This window comes from Shewanella sp. SM68, assembly GCF_025653925.1.
In the GTDB taxonomy this organism is placed as follows: Bacteria; Pseudomonadota; Gammaproteobacteria; order Enterobacterales; family Shewanellaceae; genus Shewanella; species Shewanella oncorhynchi.
Map to the genome: position 1 here is coordinate 514444 of NZ_JAKKRU010000002.1, position 21494 is coordinate 535937.

Sequence of the window (21494 nt, forward strand, 5' to 3'; positions counted from 1 at the left end):
TCAGACAAAATAGCATTACCAACCCGATTGGCGATCCCGATAGGGTTTCTGCGGATCTTTCAGCTGACGCGTCGCCGCTATCTTGCTATTTTTGCCTAACAATAACCGAATCTGACTAATAGACTCGCGGCACAGTAGACTACGGATAGAAGCAGTCCAACTGCGATTAATGCTAAGTTTGATGGCCGCTGCCGCATCCGGTGAGGTTTGCATCAGTTGCCGCGCCAATTTCTCAGCGGCTTCCATGGGCGTCTCACTCACTTGTGTCACGAGTCCTAAAGCCAGCGCTTCATGACTCTCAAGCACTTTTGCCGTCAGGCTAAGTAACATGGCTTGATCCTTAGGCATAATTTGCCTTAATGCGACTAAACCCGCCATATCTGGCACAAGTCCCCATTTCGCTTCCATGATAGATAACTTACTGTCGTGGCTAGCAATACGCACATCTGCGCCTAAAGCGATCTGCATACCGCCGCCATAGCAACAGCCCTCAAGCACGGCAATCACTGGCACAGGCAATGTTTGCCAACCTAGTGACACCCGCTGTGCCAAATTCGCATTCCCCGGTAAGCCCTTAAACAGTAACTTAACTGCCTGCATCGGTGCCGACATGACGCTTTTGACATCGAGCCCAGAGCTAAAATGCCCACCCGCTCCCGAGAGGATCACGGCTCGCACCGCACGATTGGATTTAATACTTTTAATCGCGCAGTCAAGCTCACTAAACATTAAATAGTTAATAGCATTCATTTTTTCAGGACGATTAAGCAACACATAGGCGATGCCATCATCGATTTTAACTTGTACACTTTGGCCACTCATGAAATATTCCGTTACTGGTCAGTCCAGAATAAATATTAACACGTTTGGCATAATTCACTAAAAGATATAACATGAGCCTGTTTTTTGACTTGAGTCAAAATATTGCCAATTCCATCATGGATTGAAGGCAACTTATGTTAGGCTGTCATCACTACGTGCAGTAATCCTAATGTATTTTTCGATTAGATAGCCTTAGCAAGCTCAATAATTAAGCGTATTTAACCGCTAGCTATTTAACTACTAATAATCGACACCAGTATCGCAATGCTACCTGCAGCGAAGGATGATTGGGCAGCAATATATGGATTCTATAGTCCTTTTTTAGTCACTATATCCTTGTTATTTACTCAACATTAGCTAGTTCGATTTAAGATTCTGCATGATTTGATTCAACAATGATTCAAATTTTAATGTCATCAGAAAATATAAATTTATCAATGATATCTATAAGTTACATATAAAAGATATTAATCAGACTTGCCCGAAGAACGCAATTCGTCAGTCAGACCTAAAAAATAAGTGTTATCTTCAATAAATGGGCAAATAAGGATCACTAGTCAGCATGTCAATATCTGTACTCATCTGTGACGATTCCGCCATGGCACGTAAGCAAATGGCCCGCACACTTCCCAAAGAGTGGGATGTGGAAATAACTTATGCGACCAATGGTGCCGAAGGCCTTGATGCCATCCGCGCTGGAAAAGGCGAAGTGGTGTTTCTTGATCTCAACATGCCTGTAATGGACGGTTATGAAGTACTGCAAACCGTCCAGCAACAGGACTTACCCGCGCTGATTATTGTGGTATCCGGCGATATTCAAATCAAAGCTCACGAGCGGGTTAAAGCCTTGGGTGCGTTAGATTTTATTCAAAAACCGGTGAGCGCCGATGCCATCAGCAACATTTTACAAGATTACGGCATCTTAACGCTGACGCAGAAAGATCTCACCGACGAAGTCCCGATGATCAAAGTCGACATGCGCGACGCTTGCCAAGAAATAGCCAACGTTGCCATGGGACGCGCCGCCGATCTGTTAGCTAAGTTACTCGATGTATTCGTGTTACTACCTATCCCTAATGTGAACGTGCTTGAAGTCAGTGAGTTAACCATGGCGCTCAAAGCCACGGAAGAAAGCTCAACTGTATCAGCACTCTGCCAAGGTTTTATCGGTGCGGGTATTGCGGGAGAAGCCCTGCTTTTGTTCCATGATTCCAGCTTTAAGGACATGGCCAAGCTGATGGGATTAGCTAATCCAGAAGACAAAAATACTGAGATAGAAGTCCTGATCGATACTGGAAACGTACTGATAGGCGCTTTCCTTAACGGCATTTCTGAACAGCTCGACATGAAATTTAGTCAGGCTCACCCTGTCGTGCTGGGACGGCACTGCACGGTTAACGATCTGATCCATGATAATTCAGAGAAATGGCACCGAACTTTGGCAATGGAGATCAACTATCGGATTGAAGATCATAATATTCAATGCGATTTGCTACTGCTCTTCACCGAGGATTCTATCCCCACACTTAGCTATAAACTCGGCTATTTACTCGATTAACCAGTTGGATTTTATCCTATGTCAAATGACCAAAGCGCAATGAACGAACTACACTGGCTCATCGATATGGTACAAACCATAGAGGTGGGATTAGTGGTATTAGATCGCCATTACAATATCCAGCTGTGGAACGGTTTTATGGAGAATCACAGCGGTGTTTCCCCTAATTCGATCAAAGGTCAAAACCTATTTACCCGCTTCCCCGATCTGCCTGCCACTTGGTTAAAGCAGAAAATGGAATCGGTTTTCATGCTTAAAAACCGTGCTTTTATCAGCTGGGAACAACGTCCGTACGTTTTCCAATTTAAAAACTATCGCCCGATTACAGGCCGTGCAGACTATATGTACCAGAACGTGACCCTGCTGCCGCTGGCATCGCTCACGGGACAAGTGACCCATATCAGTGTGATTATTTATGACGTGACAGATATCGCCATCAACAAATTGCAACTTAAAGCTGCCAACGAGCAACTCGAACGCCTTAGCCAAACCGATGGTCTAACTCAGTTGCATAATCGTCGTCATTGGCAAGAGTGTTTAGACCACGAGTACGACTTGTATGCCCGCTACTCAGGTATGGCAAGTTTAGTCATGATAGATATCGATAACTTTAAACATATCAACGACAGCTATGGCCATGTGGCGGGTGATAAAGTCATTCAGCATATAGCCCACTTACTCAGCCAATCCTTACGTGATACTGACTGTGCAGGGCGTTATGGCGGCGAAGAATTTGCGGTTGTATTGCCTAAAACCAGCGGCGCAGATGCGATGAACTTTACCGAGCGACTCAGGGAGAAAATCGCCGCATCCGTCATAGTGTATGAAAGCCTTAAGATTACTGTGACGGTTAGTTTAGGCGTATGTGAAATTGGCTCCCATATTACCAGCAGTTCTAGCTGGATCTCCTGCTCCGATAAAGCCCTGTACGAAGCGAAACAAAAAGGCCGTAACTGCAGTGTTTTACATACGAGTAAAACAAGTAAATCCTAAGTATACCCAATAAAAATGCCCATCAATGATGGGCATTTTTATTTAAAACAAGTGAAGATTAAACTCGAGATCCTCCAACGAATTAATGAGGGAAACCATCATCTTCTTCGTCTTCATCTTCTTCGTCATCCATTTCATCGCCGACGAAATAGGTACCCCAACCGTCATATTCCACTTTCTGCTTTACCGCTAATTGCAGCAATTGCTCGGCCGCTTTGTCCAGTAATTCAACATCCAGTTTGTGGTGTGCGACAGCATCGAAACAGAAGATAATTGAACCATCCTCCAGTTCCATTTCTTCGGCATCATTCACCTCAAAACCTAATTTGAAGGCATCCACAGCCGCTTTTTCAAGACGGTCGAAATTGGTCGATGAAAAGTGATGCTCAATAACATATTCCGCATCAGGCTCTGAGCCATCGTCAAGCAGGGCTTGCACTATGTCACGATTCTCTGCAAGTTGGGCTTTTAACTGACTTTCAATAGACATGGATTTGTCTCCGTTAAGGTAAATCTGGCTCAAATTGGCATTATACCCAAACAACCTGAAGATGCAGGATTCAGCGGGAATTTAACGCACTTTAGGCAAGGCGGTTATTTGCAGACCTAGCGGGCTAAGTTAAAAATAACCAACTCAGCATAAAGTGCTTTAAAACCCGCCGGGACGGAGCGCCTAGGGCACTCCATTTCCGTGTTGCATCAATTCAAAAGGTGACCGACATTCTTTCATTGATGCACCTTGAATTGAAGCACCCTAGGCGCTCTGAAACTCGTATCTTCAGGTAGCTTGGGTATATTATACGTCATCACTCGCGAGAGTTTTACCCATAAGTGCTGCCGCTTCTTGATTTATCTCGGCAAATCTCGCCGACATGCTGGCATGGATTTGCGCAGAGAAGTTTTTCACATCGGCTTTATCTAAACCTGCGGTAGGCACAGGTGCCATCATATCGATGATGACGACACCATTATTCCAGCGATTTAACTTAATATGGCTCTGACACGAAGCAACCACTGGCACCACTGGCACTCCCGCCGCGATTGCAGTATGGAAAGCTCCCGCTTTAAAAGGTAACAGACCACGCCCACGCGAACGTGTACCTTCAGGAAAAATCCATACGGATAGATTCTTCTGCTTAATTTTTTCAACCGTTTTAGCCATAGTATCAAAGGCACTGTGACGGTTTTTACGGTCGATAAGAATATTACCTGACAACCAATAGATTTGACCGAATAGCGGCATCCACGCCAAACTCTTCTTGCCTAAACTCACTGTACCTTTAGGAACTGCTGTCGTATGAGTAAAGAGATCAAAGTTATTCTGATGATTTGCTAAGAAAATATACGGGCCGTCCTGCACATCTTCGTGCCGGCGAACAATCACTTTAATCCCAAGGATTGGCGCAACCGATGAGAAGATCTTGGCGAACATATGTACATTGTCGCGATGGCGAGGCCTTAATAAACACACTAAGCCACCAAAAATAAAGGCAAGCAACAAAGATACCGCCAACAACATTGATCTGACGATTAAAAGCACGATTTATTCCGACTGTAAAAGTGGCGACAGTATAGCCACCATGGCTTTGGGACTCAATATATTGTTTACATCTGTAAGCTGACTTGCTAACAAGCAAGCAAAAAAAGCCCATCGATATACTGAACCTCCAGTGTATCGATGGGCTTTAAGATTAATATCGAACTAAGCGTGGTGCTTGGGTAGGATTTCAGACTCAGTTGCCTGAGGTGAGACTTTACTTAACACAAAGCGGATAACTAAGGCACTCACGGCCAAAGTCGCGACAATTGCCGCACCACTAGGGAGATCTAAGGTCGCCGACAGAACTAAGCCCAAAACATAGCCCAGTAAACCGACGAGGTAAGCGTAAAATAGCCGACCTTTACCACGGTACTTGTTCAACGCTAAAGCTGGCAATATCAAGGTACTGAACACCAGATAAACACCTACTAATTCAACCGATAAGGTAATCACTAGCGCAAATAGCAGATAAAATCCTGCCCCGTCCAACATCTGGGGGCGTAGGAATATCGCTAATAACACCAGTGAATACACTACGGCCGGCAAAATCAGTTGTGACCAACTCACCCACAGGATCTGACCTGACATCAATTGCTTTAACAACTCGGCGCCATGTGGGTCGTTTGCCAGCAACAGCATTGCGGCCACCGCAGACAAGACATAAAAGCAGCCAATCATAGCCTCTAACTCACCCGCCATCCGCTTAGCTAACCAAGCGATAAAACCTGCACCCGCAAGGGCAAACAGCGCTGGCATCCACACATTAGCAAACGGCATGTCTTCTAATCTGTGGTCCATGTGAGCAACGATGGCACCTAAGGCTGCTACTTGCGCTATCGCTAAATCAATAAAGATGATGCCGCGCTTAAGCACTTGTCTCCCAAGTACAATATGCGTCGACAACACTAACATCCCCGCTGCCAATGCAGGCAACAGAATCGACATCAGCTCAAGATCAAACATAGGTTTATTTCACTCCATTTAAGAGGGAAATCACGCTGTCATACAGGCCAAATAAATCTTGGCTCTTATCATTACCACCCACAGACATAGGCAGCATTACCACGGGCAAGTTCGCTTTTTCACCCAGCCATTTTGCACCGCGCTCATCCTGATAAGATGCCACGACTACGGCCAGAATATCCCCCTGCTCGGCGCGCGTCAGCAGACTCGCTAAGTGGCCGCTAGTGGGAGCTAAACCCGGTTTTGGCTCTAAATCTGCCACTTGCTCGATACCAATCCAGTTGAATAAGTATCTAAAACTTGAGTGGTAAGCGATCACTTTTTTACCTTGTAATCCCTTAGCTTGCGCTTCCCAACGCGGGACTGCGGCTTGCCAGCGAGTGGTAAAATCTGCCAGTGATTGTTGATAATCGGCCGCACCAGCAGGATCTAACTGAGTCAGCTTAGCACTCAGTGCCGTGGCGACTTTTAACAGTCGCGTCGGGTCAAAATGAATATGTGGATTGCCTTGAGCATGCACATCCCCCATGCTGCGATCGACACTGGCCAGTTTATCTAAAGTTTCGATTTGATCGGCTGCGAAAAACAAGCCTTGCTCGGTCGAGCGCACTTTTGCGTTTGCCGACTTCATCTGCAGCATAGGCAACCAACCCACTTCAAGATCGGCACCTGCGCACACCACAAGATCCGCCTGACGCATTTTAGCGATCAAACTCGGACGCGCCTGCACTTGGTGAGGGTCTTGTAATGCCGTCGTTGCCGAATAGATGCTAGCCGTAGGAGCCAGCTCCTTGGTCAATGCCGCGTATTCAGGTTCACAGGCAAACACATTCAGCTCGGCATGGGCCAAACCAGTGTAAGTGACAGATAAGGCCACTGCGGCCAATTTAGCTAAATTAGAATTGATGCGCACCGTGAGCCCCCAGAGACATAATATATTGAATAGTGAAGATGTTATCGTCTTCAATTCCGTCGAAGTTAGTACCCTTTTGATTGGTATACTGGAAACGAACCGTCGAGAAGTGGCTAGAATGCCAAGCCAAACTCACCTCAGATTCCTTCAACTTTTGCCCATGAAAATGATCGCCATGGAGCTCTTGGGTATCAGCTTCACCATAACGCACCCCCGCTGACCAGCTCGGCGTGAATTGGTACACACTGCTCAGATACCAACCTTGGTGGTAATCTTGGCTCGGTGCATCCTCAGGATGTAAATCGATAGGTGTAAAATCGCTCACGCGATAGTACTCACCGCTCACAGTGAGATTTTGATATTTGTAGTTACCGTTAGGCGCCCACTTATAAACAAAATCAGCACCATAGGTATTTTTACCTGTGTAAGATGCGGCATGGCTATGACCTTCGTGCTCATCACCATGGGCATGCTCACCTTCATGCTCCCCTTCTTCATGGGCAGTCACTTGGCCATTTTCGTTGCGCAAGTAACTCAACCCCGCTTGCCATGAGCTGTTATCGCCTATGTCGCCACCAATTTTTGAGTACAAGGTATAAACACCGACCTTCTTAAACTCACGCTCACCATGCTCATCGGCAGCACGTAAACTATCGCCTTTAAAGGCTTCAACGCCCATGGTCCAATACAAGTCCGTCGGCGCTACGTAGTTAAAACGTATACCGTCATCAAAATAATGTCCCCCTAAGAATGCACGGTAAACCACAGGACGGTCGGTAAAGGAATCAGTATGTAAATGTTGGTTATTGAGGTAACCAATGTCCGATAAGAAACGGCCACCACGGATAGAAAACCCCGCTGGCATCGCCATGGTTTGAATAAAGGCTTCTTCCAGATTCAGTTCCGTCTCACCGTCATGCATTTCAACTACTGCGGTGATTTTACCGTAAAACATATCATCGATATTGGCACTCATCGCCAGTTCAGTTTCACCTAAACCAAAGCCATCTGGACTCTCGGCTAATGGGCGTTCTCCCGTCTGATAATATCCATTTAGCACACCACTGATATTAGGGTTGGTCAAGCTCGAGTCTTCTGCAAATAAGCTAGGCGAAACGAGCGCACACGCCAAAGCCACCAAAGAAATTCGGGTATTTAAAACAGTCATGATATCTCCAAAATACAACTAGCACTCGACGACCGATGTTAAGTCATCAAGAAATACAATAAGTTAAAATTTTAAGTTGATTTAGAGAGCGAAGGGAGGCGCACGACTGCGATAAACACTGACGTGTTCAAAAATAGAGGAAGGTAAAATAAATTCGACCACATCGAAATGCTGTATAGCTAAATTCAGCGTCAGCGGATGGGTCAATAAAATCTTGTTGAGTTGGTGCTGATGGAAGCACAGGGTACAGTGAGTCTTAGCGCCATCATCAAGATGGGTCACACTATGGGCTGAGGCAGCAAGAGACAGCAATATCAGTACGGCAGCAAGCCATATCGAAATTGTGCGTCTAATGTGACTTTTAAGTCTCACTCAGTCGTCCCCATAGTTAAAAAGTTGCATAAGTCTATGTCAGTGCCATAGCAAGTTGCAATAAGGTAATCGCTTTGCAAAAGGTTACAAGATATTTGAGGTACCCAGTCTTACCAATAACTTCTTGTTTCAATAGCGGTAGGATCTTGCGAGGACTCAGGTAAAAAAACGCATTTAAGATTAGCTTAAGTGAGTGTAACTATAGTGTATTTAGTTTTTATGTCTGCGAGCACAATGACGAAATCAAGCTCGATATGGCTCCGTTTTATCCACCTAAAGGCAACTATTATGCTAGCATTTTTTCGTGAAAACTTAGGGCTTATCTTAGGGATAGTCATCTTCAGCGCGGTGATATTTGGTGGTATTTATTACGTTGAGCACTCCTTAACGAGCCAAGAACAAGTCGTGCAGTAAACAAAGACTCATTCAGCGCGGTTGAAGTTCGCCCTTTAAACCCTCTTAGTTGCATTTTGAGCGCCCGTTAAAGGCGCTCAAATGATGTTTGTCTCTGGAAAATTGTACCGCTGATTTTCCGATCCATGACGAATCCACTTATTAGCCTAACGATACTTCTGTCTTTGATCGCTATCATCGACTTGCTCTGGCGCTTCAATGGTGATGACTTGATCCATAAAATGGCTCACAAACAACAACATCAACGAAAAAATCATTACAGGGATCGCAAAATACCGCACAGAGGCATCAAAGTAACTGTATCCCGCCGTAAACACACTCAAATAAAATCCTAATAACTTGAGTTTAGCCAATGTTGGGCTGCGGCCTAACCAAGCCGCACAATGGGGACAACGCACTTGAGCGTCGAAACCTTTGCCTCTTTGCTGGCTAATGTCACTGACCTTGATGTACTGATTACAATGGGAACACAACATGAAAACACGATTCCTAAATAACGATGCGCAAGTTTACCAGATACCGACTAGAGTTCGGCCTGTAAATACCCAAAATGTCGGAAAAAGCAGATAAAGCACCGCACTCAAGGTTAAGCTCAAATCAACCCTTCCCAAAAAGTTTAATTCCAAGGGCTATTTCACTCGCAGATATTTTACAGTAGATCCGGCAACATCTATCATACTCAGACATATTTCTACTTAAGATCACTCCTATGCACCGCTACCTCGCTCTCGTGTTTGCCCTGCTAATACCACTACTCAGCCTTTCATCCCAAGCGCAAACTGAACCAGTCACGGCAACCGAAAGCCCATCCAGCACTCCTGTAACACTCAAGGCAGAACTGGCAATGCTGCAACAGGCTATCGATACGGATATACGTAAACTAAAAAATGCCAAAGGCGAATTGAAGACAATTGTTGAATATCGAATTCAAAACAAAACCTTACAGTTACGTAATAAGATTAAAGATCTGCTCGAAGCAACGCCAATCGACAAAGCTTTTCTGCAACCATTAATCCAAGGACAACTTAACTACATCCAACAAATTGATGCTTATATCGATGACAACATTAGTAAATTAGAACAGCAATTAGGTTCGAGCACAGATGATGCGACTCTGCTGGAAATATCAAAGCGCGAATTAGAAAAAGACACCTATTACAAGCAACAACTCGAGACGCTCACTTGGCTCGAACAAGTTGGCCAAGATATTAGCGAAACACAAAAATCACTGATGCAAATTTTAGTAGCTCGTGCCGATACGCTAGAAAGTTTAGTGACTTATACCCAGCAGCAACTACAAGCAGCAATCGATACCGCAACCAATGCAGGTAAAGATGTCACTTCGGCACAAACCAGCCACGTAATGATGCTAAAGGAACGCTTAGCACAGAATAGTCAGAGCTTAAATATCGACATCAGCCTACTCGACGCCTTAGGCCATGATACCGCCGCGCTGAAAAAGACACTCTTTAGTGTTTCAGGTGATATCACTCAAGATGTGTTGAACTTTGATGTGGCATCAAGCCTCGTTGAGCAGTGGCTAAATACGGCACAAGAACAAGCGATTAATCACGGTCCAACCGTCGTGTTTAAGTTATTTGTTTTCTGTTTGATCTTGTTTATTGCGGGTCTCGCCGGCAAGTTAGCCAAACAGATAGTGAAAAATACCGTTAGCAATTCTAAGTTGAATTTAAGTAAGTTATTACAAGACTTCTTCACCTCGCTATCAGGTAAAGCCGTCTTTACTATCGGGCTGTTAATCGCCCTTTCACAGCTTGGGATCGAACTTGGTCCCTTGCTCGCAGGCTTTGGTATCGCGGGTGTTATTATTGGTTTTGCCCTGCAAGATACCCTGTCGAATTTCGCCTCAGGCATGATGATCTTAATTTACCGTCCCTATGATGTGGGCGATTTGATCAACGCCGCAGGCGTCACCGGACGCGTCAGCCACATGAGCCTTGTCTCCACCACGATTAAAACCATGGATAACCAACGTCTTATTATTCCTAATAATAAGATTTGGGGTGACACAATTAACAACATCACAGCTGAGCATCAACGTCGAGTCGATATGACCTTTGGGATCAGTTATAGCGATAGCATCGAACAGGCTGAAGCGATTCTCAAGTCCATCGTCGAAGCGCATCCTAAGGTACAACCATTGCCAGAACCGACGATTAAACTACATCTATTGAGCGAATCTTCGGTCGACTTTATCGTTCGCCCTTGGGCAAAACCGGAAGATTACTGGGAAGTATATTGGGACATTACCCGCGAAGTGAAAATGCGCTTTGACGCCGAAGGGATCAGTATTCCCTTCCCACAGCGTGATGTGCATATCTATCAAACCACGAAATCACCGCTTTAAACCAGCGTTAAACGAGAGAAGAAGGGCGTTGCAATGAGCTCGCCCTTATTTTTATCTCTGGCCTATAAATCTCTGCATCAAGTGTTAGCCTAAGCCGACTATCTCACCTTGCGCATCAATATCAATTTTTAAGTAACCCGGTTTCAGCCCTAGTCCTGGCATAGTCATCACATTCCCCACCAAGGCGGTGATAAACCCCGCACCAGCATGCAAGACTAAACCCCGCACTGGGATCTCAAAGTCCTGAGGAACGTCCTTTAAGCTAGGATCGTGACTAATTGATAACGGCGTTTTGGCCATACACAGGGGCAAATGTCCATAACCTAATACGGTCAGCTGCTGCGCCTGTTGTTTGGCCTCGATAGAAAGGCTAACGCCCGCTGCACCATACCCCACCTCGGCTAAGGTGGATAACTTAGCCTCCAATGAGGCTTCATCTGAATATAACAGCTTGAACTGACTCTCGGTTTCAGCGGCGCGAACCACAGTCTGCGCTAAGGCGACAGCGCCAGCCTCCCCTTGGCTAAAAGCATCGCTGACCTCACAGCCAAAGGCGCTGCTCGCGTTAACAGCCGCAGTTAGCCATTGCAACTCGGCATCAGTATCAGTGGCGAAACGGTTAATGGCAACCACCACAGGAATACCATAGCGAGCCACATTGTTGATATGCCAGTTTAAATTTGCAAAGCCCGCTTCGAGTCGAGCCTGATCTGGTAGATTGATATCTGACTCAGACACCAAACCACTATTGGCCTTCAGCGCTTTTAAGGTGGTGACCAGCACAGCGGCGGCCGGCACCTGACCCGATTGACGCACCTTGATATTACAGAACTTTTCAAAGCCCATATCTGATCCAAAACCAGCTTCAGTCACCACAAAATCCGCCAATCGGAGGGCGATATCATCAGCAATAATGGATGAATTACCGTGGGCAATATTGGCAAAGGGTCCCGCATGGATAAGGCAAGGTGAACCATTTAAGGTCTGCATTAACGTCGGCTTTATCGCATCCGCCATGATGGCCGTCATCGCACCAGCGACACCGAAGTCTTCGGCGGTAATCACTTGCCCTTGGATATTTAATGCCAGCACTAGACGACCTATTCGCGCCCGCATATCCGCCAAATTATGACTTAAGGCTAAAATCGCCATTAACTCAGAGGCGGCGGTGATATCAAAACTGGAGACGTACTCTGGGCCATTATTATCGCCTAAGCCCACCTGGATTTGCCTAAGACAGCGATCGTTGTGATCGACCACTCGGTGCCAACGGATCTCACTGGGATCTATATCCAAAAACGCTTGCCCAGATTGCGCCTCAAATTCCGCCTTACCTAAGCGCGCTTCATGAAATAGCCGCGCCGCAATCGCCGCAGCCCCTAAATTGTGGGCACTGCTCACGGCATGAATATCACCCGTGAGATGCAAATTCATCTCCTGCATGGGCACCACTTGCGCATAACCGCCACCCGCAGCGCCACCTTTCACCCCAAATACAGGCCCCATGCTGGGCTGGCGAATACAGGCACAGGCCTTTTTGCCTATGGCATTTAACGATTGCGTTAAGCCAATGCTCGTCACTGTTTTACCTTCGCCGTGTGGCGTAGGCGTAACTGCGGTGACGATAATCAATTTGCCTTTGCGCTGCCCAGCCAAACGCTGCAACACACTGAGCTCGACCTTGGCTTTAGTGTGACCAAATTGCATCATCTCTTCGGGTAATAGACCTAAGTCGGCGCCCAGTTCATTAATGTCTTTTAGGCTAGCGCGATTCGAAATATCCATATCTGTGAGCATGCGTCGATTTCTCCCTTTCAAATACGCTTTGGTTTAGTATGAGGGGTTGCTAAGCACAACACTCATTGAATAGGGCGGATATTAGGTGATTGGCTTTAAGATATATAGCCATCGAAAGGGTTAATGAGCGATTCCTTAATCTGCATCAAATAATCTGCCCTGCGTCCGAGCGGCTCAAGAGCGCCGTCGCCGCCAATGAGATCCAGCTCGATCGCCAGCAATGGTTCAGTATCTGGTAGGCATCTATGGGTCACAGCGTACCTTGATTTTTGTTTCTCAAAAGCAACAGCCATAAACAACAACGGCGCCAGAAGGCGCCGTTGTTGTATGTATTATTGAGTGCGGCTTAAAACTGCACATCGCCACTTAAATGGGGGCGACGGCCTTTGCTGTCACGTAATTCAAATACCATATTATTAGCATTCTGCTCATAGCCAAATCCAACATCGGCAGGCATCAAGAGTGGCAGCTTAAAGGTCACATCCACAGTGAATGGACGATCGCCAATACTTGGCATCAACTCTGCTAAACAACGGGCCTTAGACCACATGCCATGGGCGAGCACTCGATCAAAGCCAAAACGCTTTGAAAGCACTGGATGCAGATGGATCAAGTTATAGTCGCCAGATGCCTTAGCATAACGACGACCTAAATCTTCACTCAAACTCCAGCTTTGTGGTGTTTCCCATGCCATATCAATGGCTTTAGGTGGACGAACGCGACGTCCAGCAACATCGATACGATATAAATAGGTGGATAGTGATTCCCAGACGAGTTCTTCACCGACAAACGCCTTAGACACAAATTCAAACTCTAAGCCAGAATCCGTCTCGCGGCTCGTGGTCAAAGCGCACTCAAGGGAGAAAGTCTCGTCAACCGTCACAGGCCGATACACTTGAATACGATTCTTAAGGTGGATCATGCCAAGCAGTGGGAAAGTGATCCCATCGTGGGTAAAAATCACCGCATGCAGGCGAAATGCCATCACGTAGAGATAGGTTGGCGGTAGAACTTTACCGTCAAATTGAAAACCACACACCTGCGCATATTGGCTTACTTTAGCTTCAGACACAGTCACATGCGGCGCGGTCACCTTGATTTGGGGCAACGGCTGTTGATCCCAACCAGGCTTACGGCCAAAGAAGATCTTGCGATAAAGAGAAAACAGCGACGGCATCGCGTTCAATTCAACACAATATGCATTATTCAAGTCTGAGTACCTTTTAATTAACTATCCCTTGGCACAAAAATACATTGCCATAAATTACCCCGCACAGACGAGTAACGTCTGATCCATCAAGCTGATAACGAGTGTAAAACAGGCAGTGCTGCGTCTTAATAAGGGCTGATGCTGACTCTCCGAATGGACAACTATACCCAAACAACCTGAAAATGCAGGATTCAGCGGGAATTTAACGCACTTTAGGCAAGGCCCTTTATTGCTCCTGCATAAATGGCATTCACGCCATCCATGGCGATTGCGGTTATTTGCGGACCTAGTGGACTAAGTTCAAAATAACCAACACAGCATAAAGTGCGTTAAAACCCGCCGGGACGGAGCGCCTAGGGCACTTCACTTCCGTGTTGCATCAATTCAAAAGGTGGCCGACATTCTGTCATTGATGCGCCTTGAATTGAAGCACCCTAGGCGCTCTGAAACTCGTATCTTCAGGTCGCTTGGGTATATAGAGTCAGGTTTGGCGAAAACGGCGTGATTATAACCCAGAGCACTGAGTTCTGTGTATCCCTAAGTTTAGTAGGAATAATTACTACTAATAAAATCAATATATTAAGAATTAACGATGCAAATTTATCCATCTCAACTCGGCAATAACATCTCCAGAGTGCGAAAAATTTACGACTGTGCCACACTATCGTTCCACTCTCTTTAACCTAGTTATCACGTGCAAGATAAGAATTTTGATAAGCTCGCGCAAAAATTTGCGAAAAACATCTATGGTACGCCCAAGGGCGAAATACGTGCCGCAGTGCTATGGCGCGACCTCGTCCCCGCGCTGGCAAAACTGGGGGATAAAAAACTCAGAGTATTAGATGCGGGCGGTGGTTTTGGTTATTTTAGCCAAAGATTAGCGCGCCTCGGCCACGAAGTTGTACTCTGCGATATCTCTGCTGAGATGCTGGCTCAAGCCAAAGAACAAATTGATGCCTCCCCTGAACCATTAGCTATCCAGCTTATCCATGCGCCTATCCAAGCATTATCGGTCGATAACCATGGCTATTTCGATATCATACTGTGTCATGCAGTCGTCGAATGGTTAACGGATGCGAAGCCCACCGTAGCGGGTTTACTTACTATGCTAAAACCCGGCGGATTATTCTCTTTGATGTTTTACAACAAAGAAGCCATGCGCTTTCATGCTTTAGTGTCGGGCAATTTCGATTACGTCGCCGCTGATTTAAAAGTGAAGAAGAAAGTGCGACTAACTCCTACTCATCCACTTTATATTCAAGAAGTTAAAGATTGGTTTAGCGAATGGCAAATGTCACTCATCAGCCAGTCTGGCGTGCGTGTAATCCACGACTATTTGAAAAAGAGTCAGCCTGCGGATTTCGACTATCACAAGCTGCTACAAATGGAGCTGGAGTACTCGCAACGCGAACCCTATATTTCCCTCGGCCGATATGTGCACTTTTTAGGGCAAAGCTTTGCAGTGTGAACGCGCGTCGTTACAAACGCGCTGCCTAAACGATTACTGACAAGTCTGTTTCCAGCAGGCGCTCACTTTGGCGCCTGCTTGTTCTAACAATTGCACCACGCTTTTATCCCCCACCACATGGCCAGCGCCAACCACCACAAACAAAGGTGAAGTCACGTCAGTCGAGCCCATTAATTTTATAATGCCATCGGCCATCACATGGTTTCGCTGCCAGAGGATTTTCTCTAGCATTTTAGTGTCGCCCTCGCCGCCCATTTGCTCCTGCATTATGGAATCAAGCTCAGTTTCATTACCTGAACGCCAAGCCGTTATTAACGATAAAAGCTCCGCATCCGATGCGCTAATCGCCTCACGCACCATAGACCACTGCTCTTGACTATTAAAAGACGCTAACAATTGAAATTGTGACTCGGCGGTTTCCAACGGATACACAGGCAAAGTCGCATATCGAGCCATCAACTGCATATCAACGCCATAATCCGTGCTGTAACCTAAGTCGTTATAACGCAATAAGTTAACTTGAGTAGCCTGCAGCCAAGGTGCAAAAGATTGTATCGACTGACAAACATTTGCCGTGGCCGCGCAATAGGGCGTCATGCTCTCGACCGTTTGCTTATCTCGGCTCTGCCAATCTAAACCCTTAGTTTTATCGGCGCGACCGTATTGTTGCAGTAAGGCAGTGCTATCGACTTTATTGATATCGACTTCTACGACTAAGCCCTTAGCTTTACCCAACGCGGTTTCAATTTGGGTGGGTAAAGGATAAAAATCGGCACGTCCAATATGAATCGAACCCAGTAAATACGCACTCTTGCCTTGCCATTGCACTTGATAAAATGGTGGTTTATCGGTTTCTGCACCCGCCACTTTTGTGCTCAAACCCGCTAACGCCAGAAAACAGATTGATGCAATTAGTCGCCATTGGCTTGTTGCCATATCCTTTGCCCCTTATAATTCCTGCAAATTTTGCAATGAGACGCTGTTATGCCACATACCAAGGTTGTAGAGCAACTGAAAGAAAATCTTCAAATCGCCTATCGCCAAGCCATAGACGCCGACGCTAAGTTAGATGAGCTAAAGAAAGCTGGCCATGGAAACTTCACCAGCATATTCACGGCAGAACAAGGTTTTATCGCTTCGAGTAATCGCTTTCTGCCCTATGTGCAAGAGTTGGTCGATGACTTAACTCGCATGGAAGAACATCAAACGCTCGATCCTAAAGAACTCGAAACCTATGTGCGTCAGTTAGGCGCATTACTGCAAACATTGCAGGCCTTTAAGAAGCAAAGCTAAACCGAGATTAGGAGCTGGAACTCACCTTAGATTTCAGCTCTTTCCATGGTATATCTAATCAAGCCCACCAACACAGATAGATAGCACTAAGCTTCCCCAAAACTGTCATCATTTTGTCATTTCTAAGTCATAGACTCCGCTCACATAGACGAAGGGGCTGACGTAATGACAAGTTTAGATCTGGCTAAAGAGCTCGATAAAATAATATCTAAAGCTGCAATCAGTCCCTTATTTCAGCCAATTTTCAATATATTAGAACATAAAATTCATGGTTTTGAGGCGTTAAGCCGTGGCCCTGAACACAGCCCGTTATACTCCCCAGTCCCGCTATTTCAGACCGCCGAACATCAAGGTAAATTAAGCGAGCTAGAAACCCTTTGTCGCCGTATTTCACTCGAGCAATTTAAGTTGCGTCAGTTTCAAGGCAAGCTGTTTATCAATATCTCGCCCAAGGCATTATTAGATCCCGCCCACCCCAAGGGCATGACCTTACAACTGTTGCAACAACTCGGCATAGCGCCATCACAGGTTGTGATTGAACTGTCAGAGCAATATCCCGCCGATGATATCGATTTACTCAAATCCTGCTTGAATCACTATCGTAGCCAAGGTTTTTTAACGGCGATCGATGACTTAGGTGCAGGTTATTCGGGTCTGAGACTCTGGTCAGAATTGTCACCTGACTATGTCAAAATCGACCGTCACTTTATCCATCAGATTGATTCGACTCCCGTCAAACAGGAATTTGTCCGCTCGATTGTGGAGTTATGCCAAAGTTTAACCTGCAAAGTGATAGCCGAAGGAATTGAAACGCAAGAGGAATTAGCCGTACTCAAACAACTGGGTATCGTCTATTGCCAAGGCTACTTACTCGGTCGTCCAGAAGTGCTCCCCTGCCGCGCGATGAAAGCGACCTTAGTGCCAAGCAATACTCAAATTCAACCTAGATACAGCGAATCGGCCGAGAGCCTGTGCACGAGCGCCATAACCGTAGTGCCCACACTTAAACTCAAATTTTTAAGTGACACCTTTATCTCGCAACCTGCATTACAGGCGGTGGTAGTGGTCGATAACCAGTTGCCACTCGGTATTATCAGCCGCGCGACCTTACTTGAACTCTTCAGCACACCCTATGGTCGCGCCTTACATGAAAATCATGCTGTGAGTGAAGTGATGGACCCGCAAGTCATCCAGATTGAGGCCAACGAACCTTTATCCACCGTAAGTCAATTACTGACCTCAGAGAGTGCTAATACGGTCGCGCAACAGTTCATTATCCTTCGCCGTGGTAAACTACTCGGCATAGGTCACACCAAAGATTTACTGCAAAGGATCACAGAGCACAGAATTAAGATGGCCCGCCATGCGAATCCTCTGACAGATTTGCCGGGTAATGTGCCCATTCAAGAGGAATTAAAACGCCTTAAGATCCAAAAGAAACATTTTTATCTAGCCTATTTTGATTTGTGTAACTTTAAGCCCTATAACGATATTTATGGTTTCTGTCGCGGCGATGAAGTGATTTGTGAAGTGGCGAATCTGTTACTGAAGTATAAAAGCGACAATTGTTTTGTCGGCCATGTCGGCGGCGATGACTTTGTAATTATCAGCACCTGTGAGCATATGATCAGCCGTTGCCAGCGAATTCTAGCGGATTTTGAAACCCATAAGCATTTATTTTATAGCGCAGATCACTGGCTGGCCCAGGAAATGCTCGCCGACGATAGAAAAGGTGAAGCCTGTTACCATCAATTGATCAGTCTGTGTGTAGGCATTTTACCACCCGCACTCACCTTTAACGCCCATGAACATAGTCTATCGACCTTAAGCGCTAGGGCAAAAAAACAGGCAAAATCCGCAAATAACGGATTTTACCTGTTAGAAAATCATCTAATTATCGACACTCAGGCACTAACAGCATAGCTAAACAGCTTTAATACTCAGCATTAGCGACCGATATGAGATATTAAAGTTGTGGTGCAATCGTCTTCTTTAACCACTCGGTTAACATTTTGGTTTCATACATAAAAGGTTTATCATTTAAAGATTGGATCCCATCCATGAACCCCATATTCGACAGTTTTTCATCGCCCGCGATAATCACTTTATCGTTTTCCATGACTTGATAAGAAAAAGTCATACGTGGCGGATAAATGTCTTTGATAATGCGTAAATCATTGGCGGTCGCACCAAATGTTGGACGCATATCACCCGCAAGATCAACATCGGTAATGGTCATTTCAAGCTTTTGATTTGGCTTTAAAATCTTCGCAGCTTCTTTATTGATGTTTTCAGTTAAGGTCTCAAATAAGCGTTTCTCATAACGGGATTGGAGCTCCCCTGATGATTTTATATCGCGATAATCTTTAGGACTTTGCCAAACAATTTTAACCACACCATCTTCGGTGACGGGATCTACAGGCGCTTCATCGGCCGCCCAAGCCGCACTGCAACTTAATACACCTGCGAGTAAAAGGGACTGAATTTTCATGTTTGCCTCCAAGGCCTAAATAACTTTCTGAGAACCACAGTACAAAATCTAACCTGAACTAGAGCTTAACGCAAAACGGATATAAGTACAGCAAATGTGCCGTAAGCTTTTGTATAATTAAGTAAATATTATTTAACCACCACAACCGATACGTATCTTTTTGTATCGGAATTGCACCAAGTAAGTGCATAGTTATCAATTTGTGAACATTTCACGCGCATAACGACAAAAAAAGCGTTATCCTTCCGCTATTGTTTACATTGCCCACTTAATAAAAAATGAAATTCCCTGTTGTACCTGTGTTCATTCTTATCCTGTTTACCTGCGTCGTAAGTGCGATTTGGTTTATCTCCCCGAGTGACAAAAATACTGGCCCTAAAACTTGGTCAGCCTTTATCTACAACCATGGCTATGATTCAGGAAAATATAAAAAAACCGATAACTTTGACAGCTATAATACTTGCCGCGATTTTGCACGCGAACAATCTGCCTTCTACGACAATGTGCCTTGGGAATGTGGATCTATGTGCCAGTTCGATACTCGTAAGCAAGGATTTCAATGCGAAGAAATGAAGAATGAGCACTAACTAACCATTCAGCATAGGTTCAATATTTATACAATAAACTCAGCTCCTCACAGTACAACTCGTTTTCTTTACCGTCTAAGGATGCACGATTTAGAACTAACGTGTTAAACGTAATTTTTAACTTGGAGCTTACCTATGAACCTAAAAACGGCTTATCTATTCAACCCATATTCACGAAAACTCGCTTTATTGGCACTGCTGACAATTGGAACGAGTATCAGCCTTTCAAGCCATGCAGCACCATTGACCATCAGCCAGCAACAAGCTGTTACTGTTCATTTGAGTAAATTGGCTCAGGCGCAAAATGCGGCTGAACATCAAATGACAGAGCAGCTTAAGCAAGATTTTAGTCAACAATTAACCGCGCAAGAACATGAGTTTATGAGCGACATCTGCCCTAAATACGACATGACCTTCGATGTCACTACCAACGCTTGCTTACGCTCGTAAGGTATTGCCAAGATTAAAATGGAAAACGGGCACTCAGTTCAGGGTATTGCAGCTTTAAATCCTTGGGCTTAGTGCTAAATTTTTTACCCACGGGCGTCGCCTTGCCCGATGGCATAAAGGGCAGTTCCTCACCGGTTCTATCTTCGTATAATTGCCCTGCGATAAGGTCGTATTCATCTACAAAAGGGTAAGCATAGGCATCTCGCTCTGGCCAAGCGACTAAACGTGCTAGGGTGTCAGGCTGATTAACCACACCTTCGAAAATTTCTTTACCAAGTGAAATCAAAAAACACCTAAACTCGGCAAAAGCATATTCAGAATCACAACCCGTAATAATGTAAGCCGCCCCCCAAACAGACCACAGATAACTACGGCGCATCTGCTGACCAAAGATTTTATCGAAAGCTTTTAACTCTTCATTACTCAATTCGGCAAGTTTCTGCTTCAGTGCTTGAGTCAAAGACTCCTGTGATTGCGCCGCTTCCGTTCGCGTGACTAACCCCCAAAACTCAACTTCTGTCATAAACGTCACCTATTAGAGCCTCTAGCAAAAAGGCATATTCTACACGATATCACGGTTATACTGGACTCGGATTAGGGCATTTCCTACACTTGCTCATCTTCTTTGCTACTGGTGTGCACTTCAATCTATGCCTAAACGTCTTATACTACTGATCACGTTATATTGCCTCTTCAGCATTGCTGCACTTTGGCGTACTGTGATGACTCAATCCCTTGATGTATTCACCCTAGGTGTCCTCCCCGTGCTCGTTGGCATACTCATACGGGCGCCGTGGTCTAGCTTAGTGTTGAAGATTTATATTGGCATGCAAACCTTAGGATTCTCGGCACTGGGGATTACAGCAATTATTGCCTATCGCATTACCCCTGAGGATGTAAAAGTAGTTGTTTCTGGCCACAACATTCCTATGTTGCCACTCACAGTGAGCATTATTGTTATTTTACTCGTGCAGTATTGGATCGCATTTTCTAAGGTCACGAGACACTATTTGACCCGCCAAACTCAGTAATGGACTTTGTTGCTAAGCTGTTATCAATAGCGTAGCTTAGCGACCCAGTAAAATAC

24 protein-coding genes are annotated in these 21494 nt (G+C 45.4%); 10 read left to right on the forward strand and 14 right to left on the reverse strand.

Annotated features, from left to right (window positions below):
• Positions 1-15: 15 nt before the first annotated feature.
• A complete protein-coding gene (locus L5M40_RS05320; RefSeq protein ID WP_263184519.1) occupies positions 16-822 on the reverse strand; it encodes a crotonase/enoyl-CoA hydratase family protein in 807 nt (268 codons plus the stop codon).
• 562 nt (positions 823-1384) lie between these two features.
• On the opposite strand from L5M40_RS05320, the gene L5M40_RS05325 reads away from it, so the two are divergent.
• Both L5M40_RS05325 and L5M40_RS05330 read left to right on the forward strand, forming a co-directional pair.
• The gene (locus tag L5M40_RS05325) at positions 1385-2380 is read left to right on the forward strand and encodes a response regulator (RefSeq protein ID WP_028759518.1); all 996 of its coding nucleotides are present in this window, start codon (positions 1385-1387) and stop codon (positions 2378-2380) included.
• An 18-nt stretch (positions 2381-2398) separates the two neighbouring features.
• On the forward strand, positions 2399-3373 hold the full coding sequence (locus L5M40_RS05330; protein ID WP_113939163.1) for a sensor domain-containing diguanylate cyclase: 975 nt from the start codon (positions 2399-2401) through the stop codon (positions 3371-3373).
• Positions 3374-3455: 82 nt separating this feature from the next.
• Here L5M40_RS05330 and rraB read toward each other — a convergent pair whose 3' ends face one another.
• The 6 genes from rraB to L5M40_RS05360 form a co-directional block, all read right to left on the reverse strand.
• The gene (gene rraB, locus L5M40_RS05335) at positions 3456-3863 is read right to left on the reverse strand and encodes a ribonuclease E inhibitor RraB (RefSeq protein WP_113939164.1); all 408 of its coding nucleotides are present in this window, start codon (positions 3861-3863) and stop codon (positions 3456-3458) included.
• A 306-nt stretch (positions 3864-4169) separates the two neighbouring features.
• Positions 4170-4913, reverse strand: coding sequence for a 1-acylglycerol-3-phosphate O-acyltransferase (locus L5M40_RS05340; RefSeq protein WP_105250295.1), 744 nt, complete (start codon positions 4911-4913; stop codon positions 4170-4172).
• A 162-nt stretch (positions 4914-5075) separates the two neighbouring features.
• On the reverse strand, positions 5076-5876 hold the full coding sequence (locus tag L5M40_RS05345) for a metal ABC transporter permease (protein WP_028759326.1): 801 nt from the start codon (positions 5874-5876) through the stop codon (positions 5076-5078).
• Positions 5877-5880: 4 nt separating this feature from the next.
• The gene (locus tag L5M40_RS05350; RefSeq protein ID WP_028759327.1) at positions 5881-6789 is read right to left on the reverse strand and encodes a metal ABC transporter solute-binding protein, Zn/Mn family; all 909 of its coding nucleotides are present in this window, start codon (positions 6787-6789) and stop codon (positions 5881-5883) included.
• Positions 6773-7957, reverse strand: a complete 1185-nt coding sequence (locus L5M40_RS05355; protein ID WP_212599631.1) for a hypothetical protein — start codon at positions 7955-7957, stop codon at positions 6773-6775. The genes L5M40_RS05350 and L5M40_RS05355 overlap by 17 nt, the downstream gene beginning before the upstream one ends.
• Positions 7958-8038: 81 nt before the next feature.
• On the reverse strand, positions 8039-8329 hold the full coding sequence (locus tag L5M40_RS05360; RefSeq protein WP_168827349.1) for an ABC-type zinc uptake system zinc chaperone: 291 nt from the start codon (positions 8327-8329) through the stop codon (positions 8039-8041).
• Between the two features lie 288 nt (positions 8330-8617).
• On the opposite strand from L5M40_RS05360, the gene L5M40_RS05365 reads away from it, so the two are divergent.
• Positions 8618-8743, forward strand: a complete 126-nt coding sequence (locus tag L5M40_RS05365) for a hypothetical protein (RefSeq protein ID WP_105250299.1) — start codon at positions 8618-8620, stop codon at positions 8741-8743.
• Between the two features lie 146 nt (positions 8744-8889).
• Here the strand turns inward: L5M40_RS05365 and L5M40_RS05370 are convergent, their stop codons facing one another.
• A complete protein-coding gene (locus L5M40_RS05370; protein ID WP_113939169.1) occupies positions 8890-9219 on the reverse strand; it encodes a hypothetical protein in 330 nt (109 codons plus the stop codon).
• 233 nt (positions 9220-9452) lie between these two features.
• Between L5M40_RS05370 and L5M40_RS05375 the strand changes: the two genes are divergently transcribed.
• Positions 9453-11111 carry a mechanosensitive ion channel family protein gene (locus L5M40_RS05375; protein ID WP_263256364.1) on the forward strand — a complete coding sequence of 553 codons (1659 nt, stop codon included), beginning with the start codon at positions 9453-9455 and terminating at the stop codon, positions 11109-11111.
• Between the two features lie 84 nt (positions 11112-11195).
• Here L5M40_RS05375 and L5M40_RS05380 read toward each other — a convergent pair whose 3' ends face one another.
• The 3 genes from L5M40_RS05380 to L5M40_RS05390 all read right to left on the reverse strand — a co-directional run bounded on the left by L5M40_RS05380 (position 11196) and on the right by L5M40_RS05390 (position 14085).
• Positions 11196-12908 carry a formate--tetrahydrofolate ligase gene (locus L5M40_RS05380; protein WP_263256366.1) on the reverse strand — a complete coding sequence of 571 codons (1713 nt, stop codon included), beginning with the start codon at positions 12906-12908 and terminating at the stop codon, positions 11196-11198.
• 95 nt (positions 12909-13003) lie between these two features.
• Positions 13004-13201: a hypothetical protein gene (locus L5M40_RS05385; protein ID WP_028759286.1), complete on the reverse strand. Its 198-nt coding sequence runs from the start codon at positions 13199-13201 to the stop codon at positions 13004-13006.
• Positions 13202-13254: 53 nt separating this feature from the next.
• On the reverse strand, positions 13255-14085 hold the full coding sequence (locus L5M40_RS05390) for a MaoC/PaaZ C-terminal domain-containing protein (protein WP_081729006.1): 831 nt from the start codon (positions 14083-14085) through the stop codon (positions 13255-13257).
• Positions 14086-14812: 727 nt separating this feature from the next.
• Here L5M40_RS05390 and L5M40_RS05395 point away from each other — a divergent pair.
• Positions 14813-15586 carry a methyltransferase domain-containing protein gene (locus L5M40_RS05395; RefSeq protein WP_198571971.1) on the forward strand — a complete coding sequence of 258 codons (774 nt, stop codon included), beginning with the start codon at positions 14813-14815 and terminating at the stop codon, positions 15584-15586.
• A gap of 33 nt (positions 15587-15619) precedes the next feature.
• On the opposite strand, the gene L5M40_RS05400 is transcribed toward L5M40_RS05395, so the two are convergent.
• Entirely contained in the window at positions 15620-16522 is a 903-nt protein-coding gene (locus tag L5M40_RS05400) for a TraB/GumN family protein (RefSeq protein ID WP_263256367.1), read from the reverse strand.
• Positions 16523-16570: 48 nt separating this feature from the next.
• On the opposite strand from L5M40_RS05400, the gene L5M40_RS05405 reads away from it, so the two are divergent.
• Positions 16571-16879, forward strand: coding sequence for a prephenate dehydrogenase (locus L5M40_RS05405; protein ID WP_263171810.1), 309 nt, complete (start codon positions 16571-16573; stop codon positions 16877-16879).
• Positions 16880-17044: 165 nt separating this feature from the next.
• A complete protein-coding gene (locus tag L5M40_RS05410; protein WP_168827332.1) occupies positions 17045-18802 on the forward strand; it encodes a GGDEF domain-containing protein in 1758 nt (585 codons plus the stop codon).
• 43 nt (positions 18803-18845) lie between these two features.
• Here the strand turns inward: L5M40_RS05410 and L5M40_RS05415 are convergent, their stop codons facing one another.
• Positions 18846-19370, reverse strand: a complete 525-nt coding sequence (locus L5M40_RS05415) for a DUF3016 domain-containing protein (protein ID WP_131523944.1) — start codon at positions 19368-19370, stop codon at positions 18846-18848.
• Positions 19371-19648: 278 nt separating this feature from the next.
• Between L5M40_RS05415 and L5M40_RS05420 the strand changes: the two genes are divergently transcribed.
• Both L5M40_RS05420 and L5M40_RS05425 read left to right on the forward strand, forming a co-directional pair.
• The gene (locus L5M40_RS05420; RefSeq protein ID WP_105250308.1) at positions 19649-19957 is read left to right on the forward strand and encodes a hypothetical protein; all 309 of its coding nucleotides are present in this window, start codon (positions 19649-19651) and stop codon (positions 19955-19957) included.
• Positions 19958-20092: 135 nt separating this feature from the next.
• Positions 20093-20407 (forward strand): hypothetical protein, encoded by a 315-nt coding sequence (locus L5M40_RS05425; RefSeq protein WP_263256368.1) that lies wholly within the window; start codon positions 20093-20095, stop codon positions 20405-20407.
• A gap of 13 nt (positions 20408-20420) precedes the next feature.
• Here L5M40_RS05425 and L5M40_RS05430 read toward each other — a convergent pair whose 3' ends face one another.
• Positions 20421-20930, reverse strand: a complete 510-nt coding sequence (locus L5M40_RS05430) for a DUF4240 domain-containing protein (RefSeq protein ID WP_113939178.1) — start codon at positions 20928-20930, stop codon at positions 20421-20423.
• 127 nt (positions 20931-21057) lie between these two features.
• Between L5M40_RS05430 and L5M40_RS05435 the strand changes: the two genes are divergently transcribed.
• Complete coding sequence (locus tag L5M40_RS05435) at positions 21058-21438, forward strand: hypothetical protein (protein ID WP_105250311.1); 381 nt, start codon at positions 21058-21060, stop codon at positions 21436-21438.
• Positions 21439-21494: the final 56 nt, after the last annotated feature.